Below are 17,554 nucleotides of genomic sequence, written 5' to 3'. Positions count from 1 at the left end.
ACAAAAAGGAGTGTTGCAATGGCATCACAAGCTCAGCAAGCAATGCTGGATAAACTTACGACACAAACAGGTTTTATTGCCGCGCTTGACCAAAGTGGAGGCAGTACTCCGAAGGCCTTGCGCCTTTATGGCATTGAAGAATCTGAATACAGCTCAGATGAAGAAATGTTTAACCTTGTTCATGAAATGCGCTCGCGTATAGTGACTAGCGCCCCATTCGGCGGTGAGCGTGTTCTTGGCGCTATTTTATTTGAAGCTACCCTAGACAGAGAGATTGACGGCATGTCGTCTGCTCACTACCTATGGCAGAAAAAACGAGTAATACCGTTTTTAAAAGTGGATAAGGGACTGGCAGAAGAAAGCAATGGCGTTCAGGTGATGAAACCCATGCCAGAACTTGACGCGTTACTAGCGAAAGCCGTGGCACAAGACGTATTTGGCACAAAAATGCGCAGTGTGGTTAAGCTTGCTAACCATCAAGGTATTAAAGATGTTGTCGCACAACAGTTTGAGGTGGGTAAACAAATTATTGCTGCAGGTTTAGTTCCAATTATTGAACCTGAAGTTGATATTCACAGCCCGCAAAAAGCGGAAGCGGAAGCGTTACTTAAATTAGAAATTCTGACGCAGTTAAATATGCTTCAAGAAGGTCAAGAAGTTATGCTAAAGCTAACGCTACCGAATGAGGCAAACTTCTACAAAGAACTGGTTGACCACCCTCGTGTTCTGAAGGTTGTAGCACTATCTGGCGGTTATAACCGCGAAGAAGCCAATGCAAAATTAGCTGAAAATAAAGATATGATTGCAAGTTTCTCGCGAGCACTTACCGAAGGCGTGTCAGCGAAGCAAACGCAAGACGAGTTTGAGTCGACACTGGACAGCGCGATTGAATCTATCTATCAAGCGTCAAAGTCGTAGATAAGACATTATTTTAGGCGTTAAAAAAGAGAGCATTTGCTCTCTTTTTTGTGCCTCTTTCACGGCCTATCGATAAGTAAAATCATGCGTTTTAAAGAATTGCGCGACGTCAGTTGAATCGAAGTCGTAGCCCTTTAGCAATAAACACTCAATAGCCTCTTCCACTGTGTCTACGAACGCGTGTTCGACACCCGCTGCGTCATAGCAGTAGCTAAGCTGACTGCGTATTGTAAGTCCAATATCCGTATCTGTTATAACAATGGCTAAAAAAGATAACCCTCGCTGCTTTCGAATAATGGTTTGTTTAATAAATATCTCAAACGTTGATGGAGGCATCAGGCTCTCGCCATAAAGACAGCTCAGTTGCGCCCACGACGACTGGGTGCCCAAATTTGAAATTAATCTAGACATTTTTACCACACCATTACGCATGGTTTCGTCATTCCAGGGCCCCCTGGCTGAAAATAACAGGAGTTGGCCCATTGTCTCGCTTTCAAATTCACCGTGAAGATTGTGCATACAGAAAGCGCCACCGCCACTATTTTTTGAAAGGTAACATCATAGATTATATGTGCATAGTCGCCCTTTGGCTAAATTTTGCTTGTATCTTAATATTTGAGCTCGCTTATCGAGGCGTTTATACGCGTGTGTTACACCGATAGACAGAAGTGATGCTTTATTGATTTTATCGTCTAATTAAACCCGCTCGCCGAAAAATTCACTCACGCACGTGTAATCCATTACTATGAGGAACAGAGTGTATAAAAATAGCGCACATGGGAGAAGATACAGCGATGTCATGCTTAACAGAACAAACTTTATGCGAGCGTGCTATCAGTAAAACGAGATTGTTAACTTCGGTAGCATTGGGGTTATTAATGACGTTTACTGCAACAGCACAAGAGACAGAGTCGGCAGAAAATACCCGGGTATCAACGCATTTTACGTCCGATGATATCTTTAATCTAGAGTATGCCAGCGACCCACAGGTATCGCCTAATGGTAACTATGTGGCTTATGTAAGGCGGTCGAACGATGTTATGACCGATAGTACGCGTTCCAACATTTGGTTGGCAGCCTCAGACGGTAGTAGTCACCGCCCATTACTCTCCTCGAAAAAGAATTTCTATTCGCCACGCTGGTCTCCCGATTCAAAACGATTAGCTTATTTATCTAATACAGAGGGTAAACCTCAACTTTATGTGCGCTGGATGGACACAGGGCAAACGGCGTTGATCACGAACGTAACCTCATCACCAAGTGCAATCACTTGGTCGCCAGACGGTAAATATATTGCGTTTACTATGAGTGTAGATGCTAACGAAAAACCATTGAAAGTGAACATGCCCAAGAAGCCTAAAGGGGCATCGTGGTCACCCAGCTTCCAATATATTACGAAAGCGCGCTACCAGGCTGATGGGCGAGGCGTTTTAGAGCCCGCTTATACGCATATTTTTATAGTACCTGCCGATGGCGGCACTGCGCGTCAGCTAACGACGGGAAATTATCATCACAACGGGAGTTTAAGCTTTTCAGCCGATGGGGCTAAAATTTATTTCTCTGCCAATAGAAGTGATGATTGGGAATACGAGCCGGTTGAATCGGATATATACACCGTAGATATGGAAGGGGAAATCCAACAGATTACTCAGTTTAAAGGCAGAGAGTCGTCACCCGTAGTATCACCGGATGGCAAATATGTAGCGTACACACGCCGCTCTGATGAAAAGGTGATGTACAAAAACAGTTATCTGTACGTTATGAATGCCGATGGAACAGAACACAAAAACCTGACGGCTGATATAGATAACTCCGTCTCTAACGTTCAGTGGAAAGATAACAAGCGCCTGTACTTTCAACACGCTGTTAGAGGGTTAATTAGCGTAAATAGCGTCAGTTTATCAGGCAAAGTCACAACAATAGCCTCAGGGCTGAGCGGGACTACGTTAGGGCGCCCCTATGTATTTGGTACCTATCATGCTTCGGGCGATGTAGTCGCCTACACGAAGGGACGCACGGACAGACCGGCTGACCTTTTCGTGACAAAGAAAAAAGAAGTACAAATTACTTATCTAAACGAAGACGTACTTGGTCACAAACGTCTAGGTGAGGTAAAAGAAATTGTCTATCAGTCGGCTATAGACGGGGAAGAAATCCAAGGGTGGTATATTCTTCCGCCTGATTATGACAGTGAAAAAACCTACCCACTGATATTAGAAATCCATGGTGGTCCCAACTTGGCTTATGGTCCCGTATTCACTGCCGAGTTACAGCGCATGGCGTCGCAGGGCTACGTTGTGTTTTATGACAATCACAGAGGAAGCACCGGATATGGTGAGCGCTTCGCGTTGTTGCTACAGGGAAAATACAGTTCTAAATATGATTTCTCTGATCACATGTCTGGTGTTGACGCATTGATTGAGAAAGGCATTGCCGACCCTCAGAAGTTGTACATCACAGGGGGATCAGCAGGCGGTATTGCTTCGGCTTATGCGATTGGCTTGACCGACCGATTTAAGGCTGCTGTAGTCGCTAAGCCCGTTATCAACTGGCTTTCAAAAGTCCTAAGTGCCGATTCAGGGTTGTACCAAATACCTTACCAATTTCCAGGCAAACCATGGGACAACGTTGAGCACTATTGGCAGCGCTCGCCGTTATCATTAGTTGGCAATGTCACTACACCTACGATGCTAATTACTGGCGTAAATGATAAACGTACGCCTATGTCTGAAACGGAGCAGTTTTATCAGGCGCTTAAGTTACAAAAGGTCGACGCCGTTTTAGTAAAGGTACCAGAATCGTCTCATGGTATTGCAGCAAGGCCCTCACGAATGATAGCGAAGGTTGAGAATATATTGGCATGGTTTGAAAAGTATAGCGTTGCCAACACAGATAAAGATGAATAAGCGTTAATCAAGCTGAGATATTGGCTACCTCAGGCAGTATGTGACTGCTTGAGGTAACCTTAATTGTGGTTAGTGAGCCAAAGGTAAATAAGTGAGTGATGGCTTTGCCGCAACGACTATTTTACAAGCCCCCACTTACGCATTATGCGTTGGTATTCTCCATTTTCTTTTAGCGTAGTAAGGCCTTTACGTATCATCTGAGCATGAGAGGCGGGTGTGTCAAGGCCCGTTGCAATTTGTATTTCTAGATTGAGTGGTTCTACGGTGAATTCACTTACGATATCATCAGGATTTAGTGCGCTGTCAGCTATTTCATATTTTCCCGTAATGAAATTTGATAACACCAAATCAACGCGCCCCGTGTATAAAGACAACCAAAGTTCCTTTGAGCTTTTGACCAGTACAAGGTTCTTACTTTCTTCAAAGCCGTTTTGTTGCAGATAATCAGCTGCTCCATAGCCTCTAATTGTTGCCACCCGGTACTGATAAATATCATCCCATGTAGATACTTCGATATCGTCTCGACGCTTGTGACGTATCAGTGAGGCTTCGGCAATGTCTATCACGCCTAGCCATTGTAAGGTCGATGTTCTGGCCGGCGTTTTCAATACAGAAAGAAGCACAACATCGGCATGATGCTCGACTTCATAATAGGCACGGGCCCAGGGCATGTGCTCGATGGATGCTTTTATATCAAGCGTATCAAAGAGCGCGTTGGCCAAATCGACATTAATACCTTGGGCAACGCCATTGTTGTCTAACCAGTAAAAAGGAGGGGTAATTTCGCTATAGAAGCGTAAAAAAGGCGTTGTTGTGTCGCTGACAGATTCGCCATAGCTGAGAGTAGGAAAAAACAGTGTAATGTATACGGCAAATACAAGGCTAAATCTTTTCACAGACTGACAACAACCTCTAAGGGAACCGGTAAATAGTGCGCTAAACATAAGCCAGAAAAGGCATGATGTATGTATTTTTGTTTATATTATCATCATTTTCGTTCAAGCACAGCCGTCCATAGTAAACAGAAAAGTTAAGCAACGAGTGCTTCTTCTGATTTAGCGTCACGCACGCTTTTAACATACAACGCTTTAGGCATCAGGCACACCGACATATTTCAATTAGGCATTACTAGCGTTAAGTGCGGGTAAAACCACAAGTGTTAAGTCAATAGCCTTCCAATAGTCGCTTTCTCTCATCAAGTCAGCAGACAGAATGGGTTTTTCGTCTAACCAGCCGTCGGGGAAAATAAGGGTAAGCGCGTTTTTATCTGCTTCGACAACAATATCGGGTAGAAAGCCCTCTTGCCGCTTTATGTTTAACAGTGCGCCTAATCGCAATAGTACAATAAGGCGTTTCACGGCATCACTATCAAATAAATTAAAAACGGGAAGCTCATTTAAACGTATTTTTTTCCGATGGAAACGCACTAATGTGGCAAGCAATAATTGTTGCTCTTGCGTAAAGCCTGGCATTTCCACATTCCCAAGAATATAAGCACTATGACGCTGTACACTACGAGAATTAATTTGTATTCCCACTTCGTGCAATAAGGCAGCCCATCCGAGCATATTTTTAAAGTCATGCCCACTTAGTTTCCACGTTTTCTCAACATGACGGAGTAAAAATAATGATGTATTGAGGACGAGTGTGGCTTGGGTGGTATCAACATCATAGCGTGTGGCCAAACTACTGGCAGTGCGGCCTCTAATATCGGCGTGATGAAGCTCATCTTCCATTTGATACAGTACACCTTCGCGAAGCGCCGCCGGTGAATACACTAGTGAATCAATTTCTAACGCTTTAAATACAGCAATAAGAATAGCTAGCCCGCCTGCAATAACGCCGCGTCTATCTTCACTTAGCTCTGGAAAGTCTAGTTTGTCGATATGCCCTGCGTTAACAAACTGCTTCATTAAGCTACGAAGGCTTTTTAACGTTAGGGGGGTATCGTGCCCGTTGGTATTTTCTTCATTACAAAGCGTAAATAAAGACCTAATGGTGCCAGACGTACCGATACCTTGTACCCAGCCCAGTCTTCGATACTTGGCGTCAATCATCTCAAGCTCTTGTTGGGCTGAGGTGATAGCGCGGTCAAAAGATTTTTGCTTAAGCTCACCGTTTTCAAAAAAACGTTGGGTGTAACTGACGCACCCCATTTGCAAACTACGACACAATAGTGGTGTGAAGCCTTTGCCTATAACAAACTCTGTTGAACCACCACCAATATCTACTACAAGCTGTTGGCCATCAGCGTGGTTAGTGTGCGCTACGCCCGAGTAGATTAGGCGCGCTTCTTCAACGCCCGAAATGACTTCAACAGGGTAGGGCAGGATATCTCTTGCTGCCGTGATGAAATCGTGTGCGTTACGAGCTTTTCGTAATGTATGGGTAGCAACGATTCGAACCGAATCGGGTTCAAACCCTTTTAAACTTTCTGCTACAACCTTTAGCATGGCGAGCCCACGGTCCATCGCATCCTGAGACAGCATATTATCGCTGCCTAGCCCTTCCGCCATTCTTACTTTTTGTTTAACGCGATGGAGGATCTGGACAGACCCAGCAACAATCCGTGCTACCACTAAGTGAAAACTATTTGAGCCGATATCAAGGGCTGCTACTTTGCTTACTTCTCGTGTTTCCACATCATTAAATACAGATTCATGTTGGGTCATTTGATCTCTTAAATATCAGCGTTCTTTTCTTCTTCTTGCTTCAGGTAATGATAAATCTCTACCTGAGAGCGCAATTTTTTGCGGTTGCCACGAGCGACATAGGGATTGGTTTGTGCATTGTCAATCACCCGGGCCTTAAGTGTATCTTGGAATTGAATTTCCATTATATCAACAATACGCTGTTGCAGTCGCTTATCATAAATAGGGCATCCTACCTCGATACGATTATCCATATTTCGTTCCATCCAGTCGGCAGATGAAATAAAGACTTTCCTATCGCCACCCCCTTCAAAAATCATCACACGGGGGTGCTCTAAAAACCGGTCGACAATTGATATGATTTCTATGTTTTCGCTTAACCCTTTAATACCAGCATTAAGTGAGCACATCCCTCTCACAATACCACGTATTTTAACGCCTGCTTGCCCAGCGCGGTATAAATCGTCGATAAGCTCTTTATCAACCAGGTTGTTTATTTTGAATGTTATCTGTGCATCGTGCCCTTGATTTAAATGCTGTATCTCTTGGCGTATGAGAGATTGGATTTTTGTCCGCGCATTCAATGGTGAAATCTGTAAATGTTGGAACTTGTATCGACGGTATGGGTATTGAATTAAATCAAATACTGATGCGGCTTCATCGCCAAGTTCTTGGTTTCGAGTAAACAGGCTGTAATCTGTGTAGATCTTTGCTGTCTTTTCGTTGAAGTTCCCCGTACCAAAGTGTGCATAGTTTATTAATGCGCCACGTTCTTCGCGGGTAACAAGACATAGCTTAGAGTGAATTTTTAAGGTTGGAACGCCTAATACAACACGAATGCCGGCATCGGTCATGCGCTTTGACCATTCAATATTAGCTTCTTCATCAAAGCGAGCACGAAGTTCGACGACCACCGTTACTTTCTTACCATTATCCACGGCATCTATCAGCGAGTTAACAATACGAGAATGGCTAGCAACGCGATAAATATTAATACGGATTGTTTTTACGCTAGGGTCAAACGCAGCCTGACGAACAAACTCGGTGAAATGTAAAAAGCGATGGTACGGGTAATACAGCAGTATATCGTGTGCGGTGATGGCGTCGAATACCGTGTTATATTTCGAAAACGCATTGGTATTGATAGCGGGCAACGGGGCATGTTCGAGATATTCACGGCCCACATTAGGAAAGCCAATAAAGTCTTTAAAATTGCGGTAGTGACCGGCGGCGTGCATGGTATCAAGTTTGGTTATTTTTAAACGCTTACGTAAATCTTGCACCATATCGTCGGGCATATCGTTATCGTAAATAACACGAACCGGCTCTGCGATAAGGCGTTGCTTCATACTTTCAGACATTTTTTCTACGTAGCTTTCATCAATCTCATCGTTAATTGAATATTCAGCATCGCGGGTCATTTTGAAAGAAAATGATTCAATTTCATCAAATCGAACAAAGCCTCTGAAAATGTCTTCAAGACATAACTGAATTATGTCATCAAGCATGACGATTTGTTTTTTCTTACGGCTTTTTTCCGGTGGAAGCAGCATGAAACGAGACATCTCGTTTGTTGGAACTTGGATGACCGCAAATTTGGTGTTTTTCTCTTTACGGCGCAATGCACAATAAAGGTAAACCGACGTGCCGTTTAAGCGGCTAAGTAGGTTGATTTTCTTATCGATAAGAATAGGTGCAATATGGCGAAGCACCTTATTAATAAAGAAGTTACGCACCCATTCTTTTTGAAAGTCGCTAAGATCATTCTTGCGCAAGATATGAATGTTGTAACGCGCTAATGCTTTTAGAACATTTTTGTGAATTTTATCGAACTTATTGGACAGCTCGACGACCTTTTTCTGAATACGCTCCATCATTAGCGTATGGCGTTCTGCCTCTTCTTCACTACCGTCATTTTGTGCAATGGTGATTTGACGTTTAACGTCGGCAGCGCGAACGCGATAAAATTCATCGAGATTATTAGAATAAATCCCAAGAAAGCGAATACGCTCGACCACTGGGTTATTCTCATCTGCGGCCTCTTGTAAAACGCGTTCGTTAAACGCCAGCCAACTCAACTCTTTGGGATAATATAAAGTTTCGTTATCCATGATCTCTCAAATTCTCGATTAGAAAAAAGGCAAAAGATTGCCAGTCGTCAATGACACTTGTATGACATGCCGCAGCTAAACAACAAGACCGTGCTAATGCGGCATTACCTAGTAAACTCTGTTAGCTTATTCAGCCTTTATCTCGACCACCAGGTCGTTTGCTAGAGCTTCTAATGCATCTTGTAGTGCACCGTCGTCAAATGATTGCGGTACCGCAATCACCACATCGGCTTTAAACATTAGACTTCCCCAATTTGGCGCACTTTCACATGTTGAATTAAAGGAAAGAATATTTAGATTAAACTGATTAAGTACAGAAGTGAGTTCTTGAACAATGCCCGTCTTGTCGTTACCCATAATATTTACACTAAGGGTAGTATCAAACGAAGTGTGCTCAGAAGCTGCAACCACCGACTGAACAGAGAGGTCGGTTATATCGTTTAGTGCTTCGATGAGTTCGCGCTGTTGATTCTCTGCAACATGTACTTCAACAAAGCCGGTGAATAGCCCTGCCATATGTGCAAAACTAGAACCCTGCCAGTTTCCTTGATGTTTATAAATGCATTTTGCAAGAGCGTCGACTAATCCGGGCTTATCTTTACCCATGATAGTAATAACGAGTGATTGCATGTGAAGCTCCTGTTCCTTGATAGAAGAAATGTTTTGCGGTCCGCGTGACGCCCGTCTAACATGGTTAAGTTTATGCCACTTTAGGGAGAAACGCGTACAACTTTCGCTTGCTATTAGCATAACAAAACTTACACTGCTCTCCAGTGCAATTTGTACCGAAAATTTTATTTAATAATAATGACTTCCAATCAAGACACTACAATTAAACAACGTCTTCGCAAAGATAAGTGGGGACGCTACGTTGTGACTGCATTTGGCGGTCTTGTATTGCTGACACTAATTATTCTTATTACCCACTTGCTCACGCAGGCATTTCCTCTGATGGTAACGCCAACGATCGAGCTTCAAAAACATTGGTCATTACCCTCAGGGCATCAAGTAGAGCGTGCGGGGGATGTACTGTCCGATCAGCCGATTATCTCTGTGCATACAACGTGTAAGTTAAATTTTTTGGAGGTTGTTGATAATACACTGAGTTCAGCTCACGTTTATAACAAACCCTGTGATCATGAACTCGCCGCCACGTCGTTAATGAGTGAAAATAGCATTGTAGATGTTTCAGCCAGTGGTCAGGTGAGGGTCGTGCCGGTCCGTACTATTTCTTCTCTTAATGGCAATACAAATAGCATTGCAAAACCATCTTTTAGCAGCGCGCCACTGCCTCATTTAAATAGTTTGTCATTTTCTTTGCCCAGCGAACGTTGGAAATCAAAAACCGATTGGCATGTGGCGTTGTCTGAAAAGTGGGTAGCGATTACGCTCTTTAGCGACAATTCACTCTTCACGCGATGGGTTAATCGACGTTCACCCACGCAAATCGTTGACCTAGAATTGCCTGATGTCTCCGATGCGCTAGCACTACCCGGCAGTGGAAGTCTTATCGTCAGAAAATCTAACGGTATTTTTGTTCATCGTATTGGTGTTGAAAAGCATGCGCCTTTTCGTCTAACTGAAGATACGAACAATACTAATGTGCCACTTCACACTTATTTGTTCAGCCTTGAAAAAGATCGCACACTGTTTATACAGGATAACGCGAATAATTCGCTTACTCGCTGGGTGTTAAGTCGAAAAGGCGGTCGTTTTGTTTTTGTGCCAACTTATCAGGTCTTGCTCAATACACAAGAGCAAGCTTTAAGCGTTAGAGAACATGCCAGCGCGAATGCAGTCGTCGTACTAACGAACCAAAAACGACTGTTATTAATCAATCGCGTATCTGGCAACGTCGTTGCCACCTATACGCTTGAGGTTGACCTTGATAATGTAGCATGGTTCGGTGACCGCTTATATGGGTATAACGTCAACGACGTTTATGTCTGGCAGGTCAATGATTTAAGCGGTATTACCACGTGGGCGTCGCTTTTTTCTCCTCAACATTACGAAGGATACGACGAATCTGATTTTGTTTGGCAAACCACCAGCGCATCTGATTTTCAAGAGGCTAAGTTTAGCTTAACCCCCTTGCTTATCGGCAGTATGAAAGCATCGTTATTGGCGTTGGTTATTGCTATTCCTGTGGCGATAGGCGCAGCAATTTATACTGCCTATTTTGCCAAGCGTCGATTGCGTCATTTACTAAAGCCGGCAGTTGAAATGTTAGAAGCTATTCCGAGTGTCCTGATTGGCTTTATCGCGGCTATCTGGTTGTCTCCCAAGGCAGAGCAATTTTTATTCTCTTTTGCCTTTTTCCTTATTGTTATTCCATTTATTCTTATTCTCGTAGCCTGGGTACAACGCCCATTCGCAGAAAAATTGCCTCGAAGGCTTCGTCACGGCGCGGAATTAGGGTTTGCCATTGGTGGCGTCTTGTTACTTGGGTATTTAAGTGTCCAATGGATACCCGAGATGTTATTTGGTCTTTTTGGCACTGACGGTTATGCATTGTTGGCGGCTGAATCAAATAGCCCTATTGGAAAAACCACCATTGTTGTTGCAATTGCATTAGGCGTTGCCATTGCCCCCAGTATTTATTCATTGGCTGAAGATGCGATTAACGGTGTACCCAATGACTTAAAGCACGCTTCGTTTGCACTTGGCGCCACGCGCTTGCAAACTCTCAGATATGTTGTGCTGCATGTGGCGATGCCGGGTGTTGTTGCTGCGATTATGCTTGGGTTTGGCCGTGCGTTTGGCGAAACCATGATTGTACTGATGGTTACCGGTAATACCCCTATCGCAAGCTGGGGGCTGATAGAAGGACTTAGAGCGCTGACCGCAAACTTGGCCATTGAACTACCAGAAGCAGACGTATCATCAGCGCATTATCAAATCCTATTTCTTACCGCCTGCATTCTGTTTGCCTTTACCTTCGTTATTAACACGGTGGCAGAACTTCTGCGCCAGCGACTTCGTTACAAGGCGTACTAATGAGCAATGTAATAGGAAGAGTACTCAACACTGTTCAACGCCAGTCGTTTGTAATTAGCCTTACGGCTTTTTTCACTGGCTTGTTACTTATTGCAATGGTGAGCATTCTGGTATTGATTACGATGCGAGGTGGTGCTTACTTTTGGCCGTCACCTATTTATAGTATTACGTATTCGCAAGAAGGTGCTGAACAAGGCTCTCGTGTTTTAGGGCAGGTTTATATTGAAAATGATGCTAACAACACCGTTCAAATTAAGTACGCAGACAGTGAGCAGCCCTTTGGCGCATACCTAGTCTTAGATAAATCAACGATTTCCAGTAAAGCGCTAGAAAAAGACAGCGCTGAAATTAAGTTTGCCGATGGGCGTGTGATGCTCGCAACGCCATTGAATATATCAACGCCTAATAAGCATTCAGTAGATGCGTCACAATATGACATTATCGCACAAGACGTTGCAAAGCTTAGCGCGGAAATTAACCAAATTCGAACAGGGCCTTTAGCGCAAATTCATGAAGCATTGGCACGTTTGGACGAGCGTGACGTTGAACAAGAAGCACCTGCAAGAGAAAAGTTGATAAGACGATTTGAAAAATGGCAGCAAATATTGATTTCAAATGAAAATGAGCGCAGTAAGTACTTACTTAACGTTGGCTTTTTGGATGGTGGAAAATACGCTATTGATATGTCAGATATTCTTGATGTCCACTATGTTAGCCGACTGACCTTCTTTGAAAAAACGACGTTTATATTAAGCGGTATTACTGTGTTTTTAACTGACACCCCAAAACAGGCGAACACGTCAGGCGGTGTCTTTCCGGCTTTATTTGGCACCGTATTAATGGTGTTTCTTATGACGATTATTGTTACTCCTTTTGGCGTGCTAGCCGCGGTATATTTGAGTGAGTACGCACCGAACAATGCATTTACCTCGGTGATACGAATAAGCGTAAGTAATATGGCGGGGGTTCCCTCTATTGTTTATGGTGTATTTGGGTTAGGTTTTTTTGTTTATACGGTCGGCGGTAATATCGATTCACTTTTCTTTAGCGATTCCTTACCTTCGCCAACAATGGGTAGCCCAGGGGTGTTCTGGGCTGCGTTAACGATGGCGATACTGACATTGCCAGTCGTTATTGTGGCGACAGAAGAAGGGTTACGCCGCGTGCCGGAAGGCTTAAAAGCTGGAAGCTACGCGCTTGGCGCGACGAAATATGAAACTACGGTAAAAACCATACTGCCTATCGCATCTCCCGCTATCATGACCGGTGTTATTCTCGCCATTGCTAGGGCTGCGGGCGAAGTGGCGCCCCTAATGTTAGTGGGGGCTGTAAAATTTGCACCAGCACTGCCCATTGACGGTGAATTTCCTTATCTTCACTTAGACCGACAGTTTATGCACTTAGGTGTGTTGATATACGACGGCGCATTTCACAGCCAAACTGACACAAAAAGTGCATCGATGATGTTTGCTGCGTGTTTGCTATTACTCATGGTGGTATTTGTTTTGAATATTCTGGCTGTCATTCTTAGAACTCGCTTACGTAAGCAATATTTAGAAGGGTAGGTTGCGGTATGTTGAAGTTGTTTGAACACAACACGCTTGATGTGCGTGACATTGATGAGGCGAATACCGCGATAGAAGTGCGTGACTTTAACTTATGGTTTGGAACAAAGCATGTATTGCATGACATTAGTATGCGCATACCTAAAAATAAAATTACCGCACTTATCGGTCAAAGTGGGTGTGGAAAGTCGACGTTAATTAGCAGCTTCAATCGTCTAAATGATTTGAATGACGGGTGTAGGTACAAAGGCGAAATACTAATTGGCGGTAAGAACATCAATAGTAAGCGCGTGAATGTTTCGAGATTGCGCACGCAAGTAGGGATGGTATTTCAACGACCTAACCCTTTTCCCATGAGTATTTACGACAACGTATGTTACGGGCTGCGTTTACAAGGTGTAAAAGTTCGTCGTCATCTTGATGATGCTGTAGAGAGTGCCTTGAAAGAAGCCGCGCTTTGGAAAGAAGTTAAAGACCGTTTATTTGAACCCGCAAATGTCCTGTCGGGCGGTCAGCAACAACGCTTGGTTATTGCCCGGGCGTTGGCGCTCAAACCTGAAATACTTTTACTCGATGAGCCTACATCGGCATTAGACCCCCTCACCACGTTATTCATTGAAGAATTGATGGATAAGCTTAAAAAGCGATGCACCATCGTTATTGTTACGCACAATATGCAGCAAGCTGCAAGGGTGTCTGACTACACCGCATTTTTCCATCAAGGGCGACTGGTTGAATATGCGGATAGCGATACGCTTTTCACTATGCCTGACAAAAAGCAAACGGAAGACTATATTACAGGGCGGTATGGCTGATGCGAACAAACATGAGAAAGGTGAAATTATGCGCCAAGTAGCACTTAATAATCATATCTCTGGCACCTTTAATATTGAGTTAGAGAACCTAAGGAATTCCGTTCTTACGATGGGCGGAGAAGTAGAGCAACAGCTTATTGACACCCTCAATGCGGTAAAGCTTAATCACGCAGGTTTAGCTGAGAAAGTCGTGCTTAATGATTTGAAAATCAATTCAATGGAAGTGCAAATTGATGAAGAGTGTTTGCGTATTATCGCTAAACGTCACCCCACAGCCAGTGATCTGCGCCTAATAATGACAATCTCAAAAGCCATCACTGACATAGAGCGTATGGGGGATGAAATTGAGCGCATCGCCAAACTAGTCACGCGCAATAAAATGCCTGCGTCGGATACTATTAAGACAAGTATGCTATTAATAGGTGAGCGTGTCGCAGAAATGATGCGCGGCACGTTCGATGCTTTTGCTCGACAAGATGAGTCTGCGGCGCTGGTGGTATATGACCAAGATAACCGTATTGACAGTGAATATAAGCGGCTGCTGACATACACCACATCGGAAATGGAAAAAAGCCCAAGTGGCATGCAAGACTGGCTTGATGTGTTATGGGCTATGCGTTCACTTGAGCGAATAGGCGACCGGTGTAAGAACGTTTGTGAATATGTCATCTATTTAACAAGAGGCACGGATGTGCGTCACAAGTCTCTTGAGACGATACAGCAGAAGCTAGAAGACTTAATTTGAGTTAATGTAGTGTAACAATTATGAAATAATTGCTGTTTTTATCAGCGCATAAAAATAATTACACCGCGTTTTGCTATTTTTCTGTGATTTTCACTATGGCTTCGCAGATGATTACGTTATTATGCGCCGCAGCCAAGAACAGATCGTGCAAAAAATAATCTACGTATATGATAAGACACAATTTGTCCTCAATTTCTTACTTTTGTCCTAATGGGCAACAGTCGGTGCTACCCGGTGTAGCAATGTCCAGCTTAAATCGCGTTTAGATCAGGAGCGATTATCCGTGGAATTTTTCGAAAGTTATGGCCTAATTCTCATCATGCTTGCCGCCGGTGTTGGTTTCATCATGGCGTGGGGAATAGGTGCTAATGATGTTGCCAATGCAATGGGGACGTCAGTAGGGTCAAAAGCATTAACGATAAAGCAGGCGATTGTAATCGCCATGATTTTTGAGTTTGCTGGTGCGTATCTTGCTGGTGGTGAGGTGACCTCAACCATTCGCAAAGGTATTATCGATACAGGGTATTTCGCCACTATCCCAGAATACTTAGTGCTAGGAATGATAGCCTCCCTGCTTGCCGCTGGTATATGGCTTGCGGTAGCGTCCTACCTTGGATGGCCCGTATCTACGACGCACTCCATTATTGGCGCTATCATCGGCTTTACTGCAACAGGCGTGAGTATGGACGCCGTTGAATGGGCTAAAGTAGGTGGCATCGTTGGAAGCTGGATAGTCACCCCCGCTATTTCTGGCATTATCGCTTATCTCATCTTTATGAGTGCACATAAGCTTATTTTCCAAACTGACTCTCCCTTTCTGAATGCAAAACGTTATGTGCCTTTCTATATGGCACTAGCGGGCTTTGTGATGTCTTTAGTAACCATTAAAAAGGGGCTTAAGCACGTTGGGCTAGAGCTCAGCGCAATGAATGGTTACCTGTTGGCCATTGCCATCGCCATCCTATTAGCTTTGTTTGGTAAGTGGTTTATTAGCAGAATGCATTTTAGTGGTTCAGAAGACGCCGACTTGCAAACCGCAAACGTAGAGAAAGTCTTTGCGTTACTTATGGTCGTAACGGCGTGTTGCATGGCGTTTGCTCATGGCTCAAACGACGTAGCGAACGCTATTGGTCCATTAGCCGCTGTCGTAAGTGTAGTAACCTCTGGCGGCGAAATTAATGCTAGTGCTAAGCTTGCGCCATGGATTTTACCATTAGGTGGTCTAGGTATCGTTGCGGGCTTAGCGATTTTTGGTCATCGTGTTATTAAAACTATTGGCCAAGGTATTACCCATTTAACACCAAGTCGTGGCTTTGCTGCAGAGCTTGCGGCTGCATGTACGGTGGTTATTGCATCTGGCACAGGTTTGCCAATTTCTACTACTCAAACCCTCGTTGGTGCGGTGTTAGGTGTAGGCTTAGCACGCGGTGTATCGGCATTGAATTTAGGGATAGTCAGAAACATTGTTGTGTCGTGGATAGTCACACTGCCTGCAGGCGCTATTCTTTCTATAATTTTCTTCTACATATTAAAAGCAGCCTTCGGCGTAGCGTAAAAGATAATGTTTTATTGCCTGAAAAACCGCACACCGTTGCGGTTTTTTATTAGGTTGAATAACCGCTTTTTCATATTCAAACAATAATCTTACGACCTCCAGCTTGGTTTATAAAATTGTCGCGTAAACGAGAGATTTTTTGAATTTCTTTGGGAAGTCGTAATCTTTATGTTAGATTAATATTGTAATTTTTAATCAGGGAAAAGTTGTTATGAAGTGGCCGAATCTTAAGCATTTACATTATCTTGTTACCCTATATCAAGAGCAACATTTCCATCGGGCAGCACAACGCTGCAACGTAAGTCAATCGACACTTAGTACCGCTATTCAAAACTTAGAAGAACACTTCGGAAGCCAGTTATTAGAGCGAGAGCACAAAACCTTTGTTTTCACGTCCCTAGGCTTGGATATTGTAGAGCGCAGTAAAGTGCTGCTTCAAGAGGCTGGAGAACTTGTTGAATATGCACAAAACGCCGGAAATTGGCAAAGAGGTACGTTAAAGTTAGGCGTAATTCCCACCATAGCCCCTTTTTTGTTTGAAGGAATGTTAGGGGCTTTTAACGCTTTCTTGCCTGAAATTAGCGTCGAATTGCAAGAAGATACGACCGAAAAATTACTTCAACAACTGACAGACGGTCGTTTAGATTTATTGATCCTTGCCCTGCCTATTGAGACTCCTGGATGCAAACAAATGGTGTTAGGGCACGACCCGTTTCATTTAATTGCTCACGAAGATGTTGCAAAACAGCTGCCAGACCCCGTCGATATTGCCTCACTACCAAAGAAAAGTATTTTCCTTCTTCAGCAAGAACATTGTATGACGGGGCATGCTGTGAGTGCGTGCAATTTGCAACACAGTGACCAAATTAGCAGTGTAGCGGCAAGCAGCTTATATACATTGGTGCAGCTTGCAAACAGCAAGTTGGGCTATACCTTTTTACCCGAATTAGCGCTCAATCAGTCGATATTAAACCATACCGGCCTTAAAAGCTTTGCGGCAGAAGAAAAGGCTTACAGAGAGATTGGGCTAGTGTGGCGTTCAGGCACTACAAGAATGCAGTTATTCCGACGAATCGGCGAAATTATTTCGCCACTGCTTCCCATACCTACGCTTAAATAAGTCGCTACACGTATACTACGCCGTATAGTATTAACGACAAAAAGGTCTTGCGCTTTTTTGTCGTGCTCTTCTTTTTATCACATCAAGAAATTATGCATCTATACTAAGGGCATGAGTGGACAATTATCGTGCTGTTCACGTATTAGTCATAATCTATATATGTTTTTTGAT

At 43.7% G+C, this 17,554-nt stretch carries 13 protein-coding genes; 8 read left to right on the top strand and 5 right to left on the bottom strand.

Translation table 11 applies throughout. The features are described from left to right. Positions 1–18: 18 nt before the first annotated feature. Positions 19–918 carry a fructose bisphosphate aldolase gene (locus AC27EZ_RS02620; RefSeq protein ID WP_487133809.1) on the top strand — a complete coding sequence of 300 codons (900 nt, stop codon included), beginning with the start codon at positions 19–21 and terminating at the stop codon, positions 916–918. Between the two features lie 66 nt (positions 919–984). Here AC27EZ_RS02620 and AC27EZ_RS02615 read toward each other — a convergent pair whose 3' ends face one another. After that, entirely contained in the window at positions 985–1,437 is a 453-nt protein-coding gene (locus AC27EZ_RS02615) for a hypothetical protein (protein WP_487133808.1), read from the bottom strand. Positions 1,438–1,796: 359 nt separating this feature from the next. Between AC27EZ_RS02615 and AC27EZ_RS02610 the strand changes: the two genes are divergently transcribed. Beyond that, positions 1,797–3,824 (top strand): prolyl oligopeptidase family serine peptidase, encoded by a 2,028-nt coding sequence (locus AC27EZ_RS02610; protein ID WP_487134000.1) that lies wholly within the window; start codon positions 1,797–1,799, stop codon positions 3,822–3,824. A gap of 116 nt (positions 3,825–3,940) precedes the next feature. Here AC27EZ_RS02610 and AC27EZ_RS02605 read toward each other — a convergent pair whose 3' ends face one another. The 4 genes from AC27EZ_RS02605 to AC27EZ_RS02590 all read right to left on the bottom strand — a co-directional run bounded on the left by AC27EZ_RS02605 (position 3,941) and on the right by AC27EZ_RS02590 (position 9,216). After that, positions 3,941–4,720 carry a transporter substrate-binding domain-containing protein gene (locus tag AC27EZ_RS02605; RefSeq protein ID WP_487133807.1) on the bottom strand — a complete coding sequence of 260 codons (780 nt, stop codon included), beginning with the start codon at positions 4,718–4,720 and terminating at the stop codon, positions 3,941–3,943. A 222-nt stretch (positions 4,721–4,942) separates the two neighbouring features. Further along, complete coding sequence (gene ppx / locus AC27EZ_RS02600; RefSeq protein WP_487133806.1) at positions 4,943–6,496, bottom strand: exopolyphosphatase; 1,554 nt, start codon at positions 6,494–6,496, stop codon at positions 4,943–4,945. Positions 6,497–6,504: 8 nt separating this feature from the next. Then, complete coding sequence (ppk1, locus tag AC27EZ_RS02595) at positions 6,505–8,586, bottom strand: polyphosphate kinase 1 (protein WP_487133805.1); 2,082 nt, start codon at positions 8,584–8,586, stop codon at positions 6,505–6,507. A gap of 126 nt (positions 8,587–8,712) precedes the next feature. Next, positions 8,713–9,216, bottom strand: coding sequence for a glycine cleavage system transcriptional repressor (locus AC27EZ_RS02590; protein ID WP_487133804.1), 504 nt, complete (start codon positions 9,214–9,216; stop codon positions 8,713–8,715). Positions 9,217–9,393: 177 nt separating this feature from the next. Here AC27EZ_RS02590 and AC27EZ_RS02585 point away from each other — a divergent pair, with 177 nt between their 5' ends. The 6 genes from AC27EZ_RS02585 (at position 9,394) to AC27EZ_RS02560 (ending at position 17,383) form a co-directional block, all read left to right on the top strand. After that, a complete protein-coding gene (locus tag AC27EZ_RS02585; protein ID WP_487133803.1) occupies positions 9,394–11,583 on the top strand; it encodes an ABC transporter permease subunit in 2,190 nt (729 codons plus the stop codon). Next, positions 11,583–13,148, top strand: a complete 1,566-nt coding sequence (gene pstA, locus AC27EZ_RS02580; RefSeq protein ID WP_487133802.1) for a phosphate ABC transporter permease PstA — start codon at positions 11,583–11,585, stop codon at positions 13,146–13,148. The genes AC27EZ_RS02585 and pstA overlap by 1 nt, the downstream gene beginning before the upstream one ends. A gap of 8 nt (positions 13,149–13,156) precedes the next feature. After that, the gene (gene pstB, locus AC27EZ_RS02575) at positions 13,157–13,963 is read left to right on the top strand and encodes a phosphate ABC transporter ATP-binding protein PstB (RefSeq protein ID WP_487133801.1); all 807 of its coding nucleotides are present in this window, start codon (positions 13,157–13,159) and stop codon (positions 13,961–13,963) included. Between the two features lie 28 nt (positions 13,964–13,991). After that, positions 13,992–14,708, top strand: a complete 717-nt coding sequence (gene phoU / locus AC27EZ_RS02570; RefSeq protein WP_487133800.1) for a phosphate signaling complex protein PhoU — start codon at positions 13,992–13,994, stop codon at positions 14,706–14,708. Positions 14,709–14,991: 283 nt separating this feature from the next. Continuing rightward, the gene (locus AC27EZ_RS02565; RefSeq protein ID WP_487133799.1) at positions 14,992–16,263 is read left to right on the top strand and encodes an inorganic phosphate transporter; all 1,272 of its coding nucleotides are present in this window, start codon (positions 14,992–14,994) and stop codon (positions 16,261–16,263) included. Between the two features lie 211 nt (positions 16,264–16,474). Continuing rightward, complete coding sequence (locus AC27EZ_RS02560) at positions 16,475–17,383, top strand: LysR substrate-binding domain-containing protein (protein WP_487133798.1); 909 nt, start codon at positions 16,475–16,477, stop codon at positions 17,381–17,383. Positions 17,384–17,554: the final 171 nt, after the last annotated feature.

It is taken from the genome of Alteromonas sp. 4NH20-0056 (genome assembly GCF_057539655.1).
The sequence above is the reverse complement of the archived record's forward strand: the minus strand, read 5'-3'. Positions and strand labels throughout refer to the sequence as shown.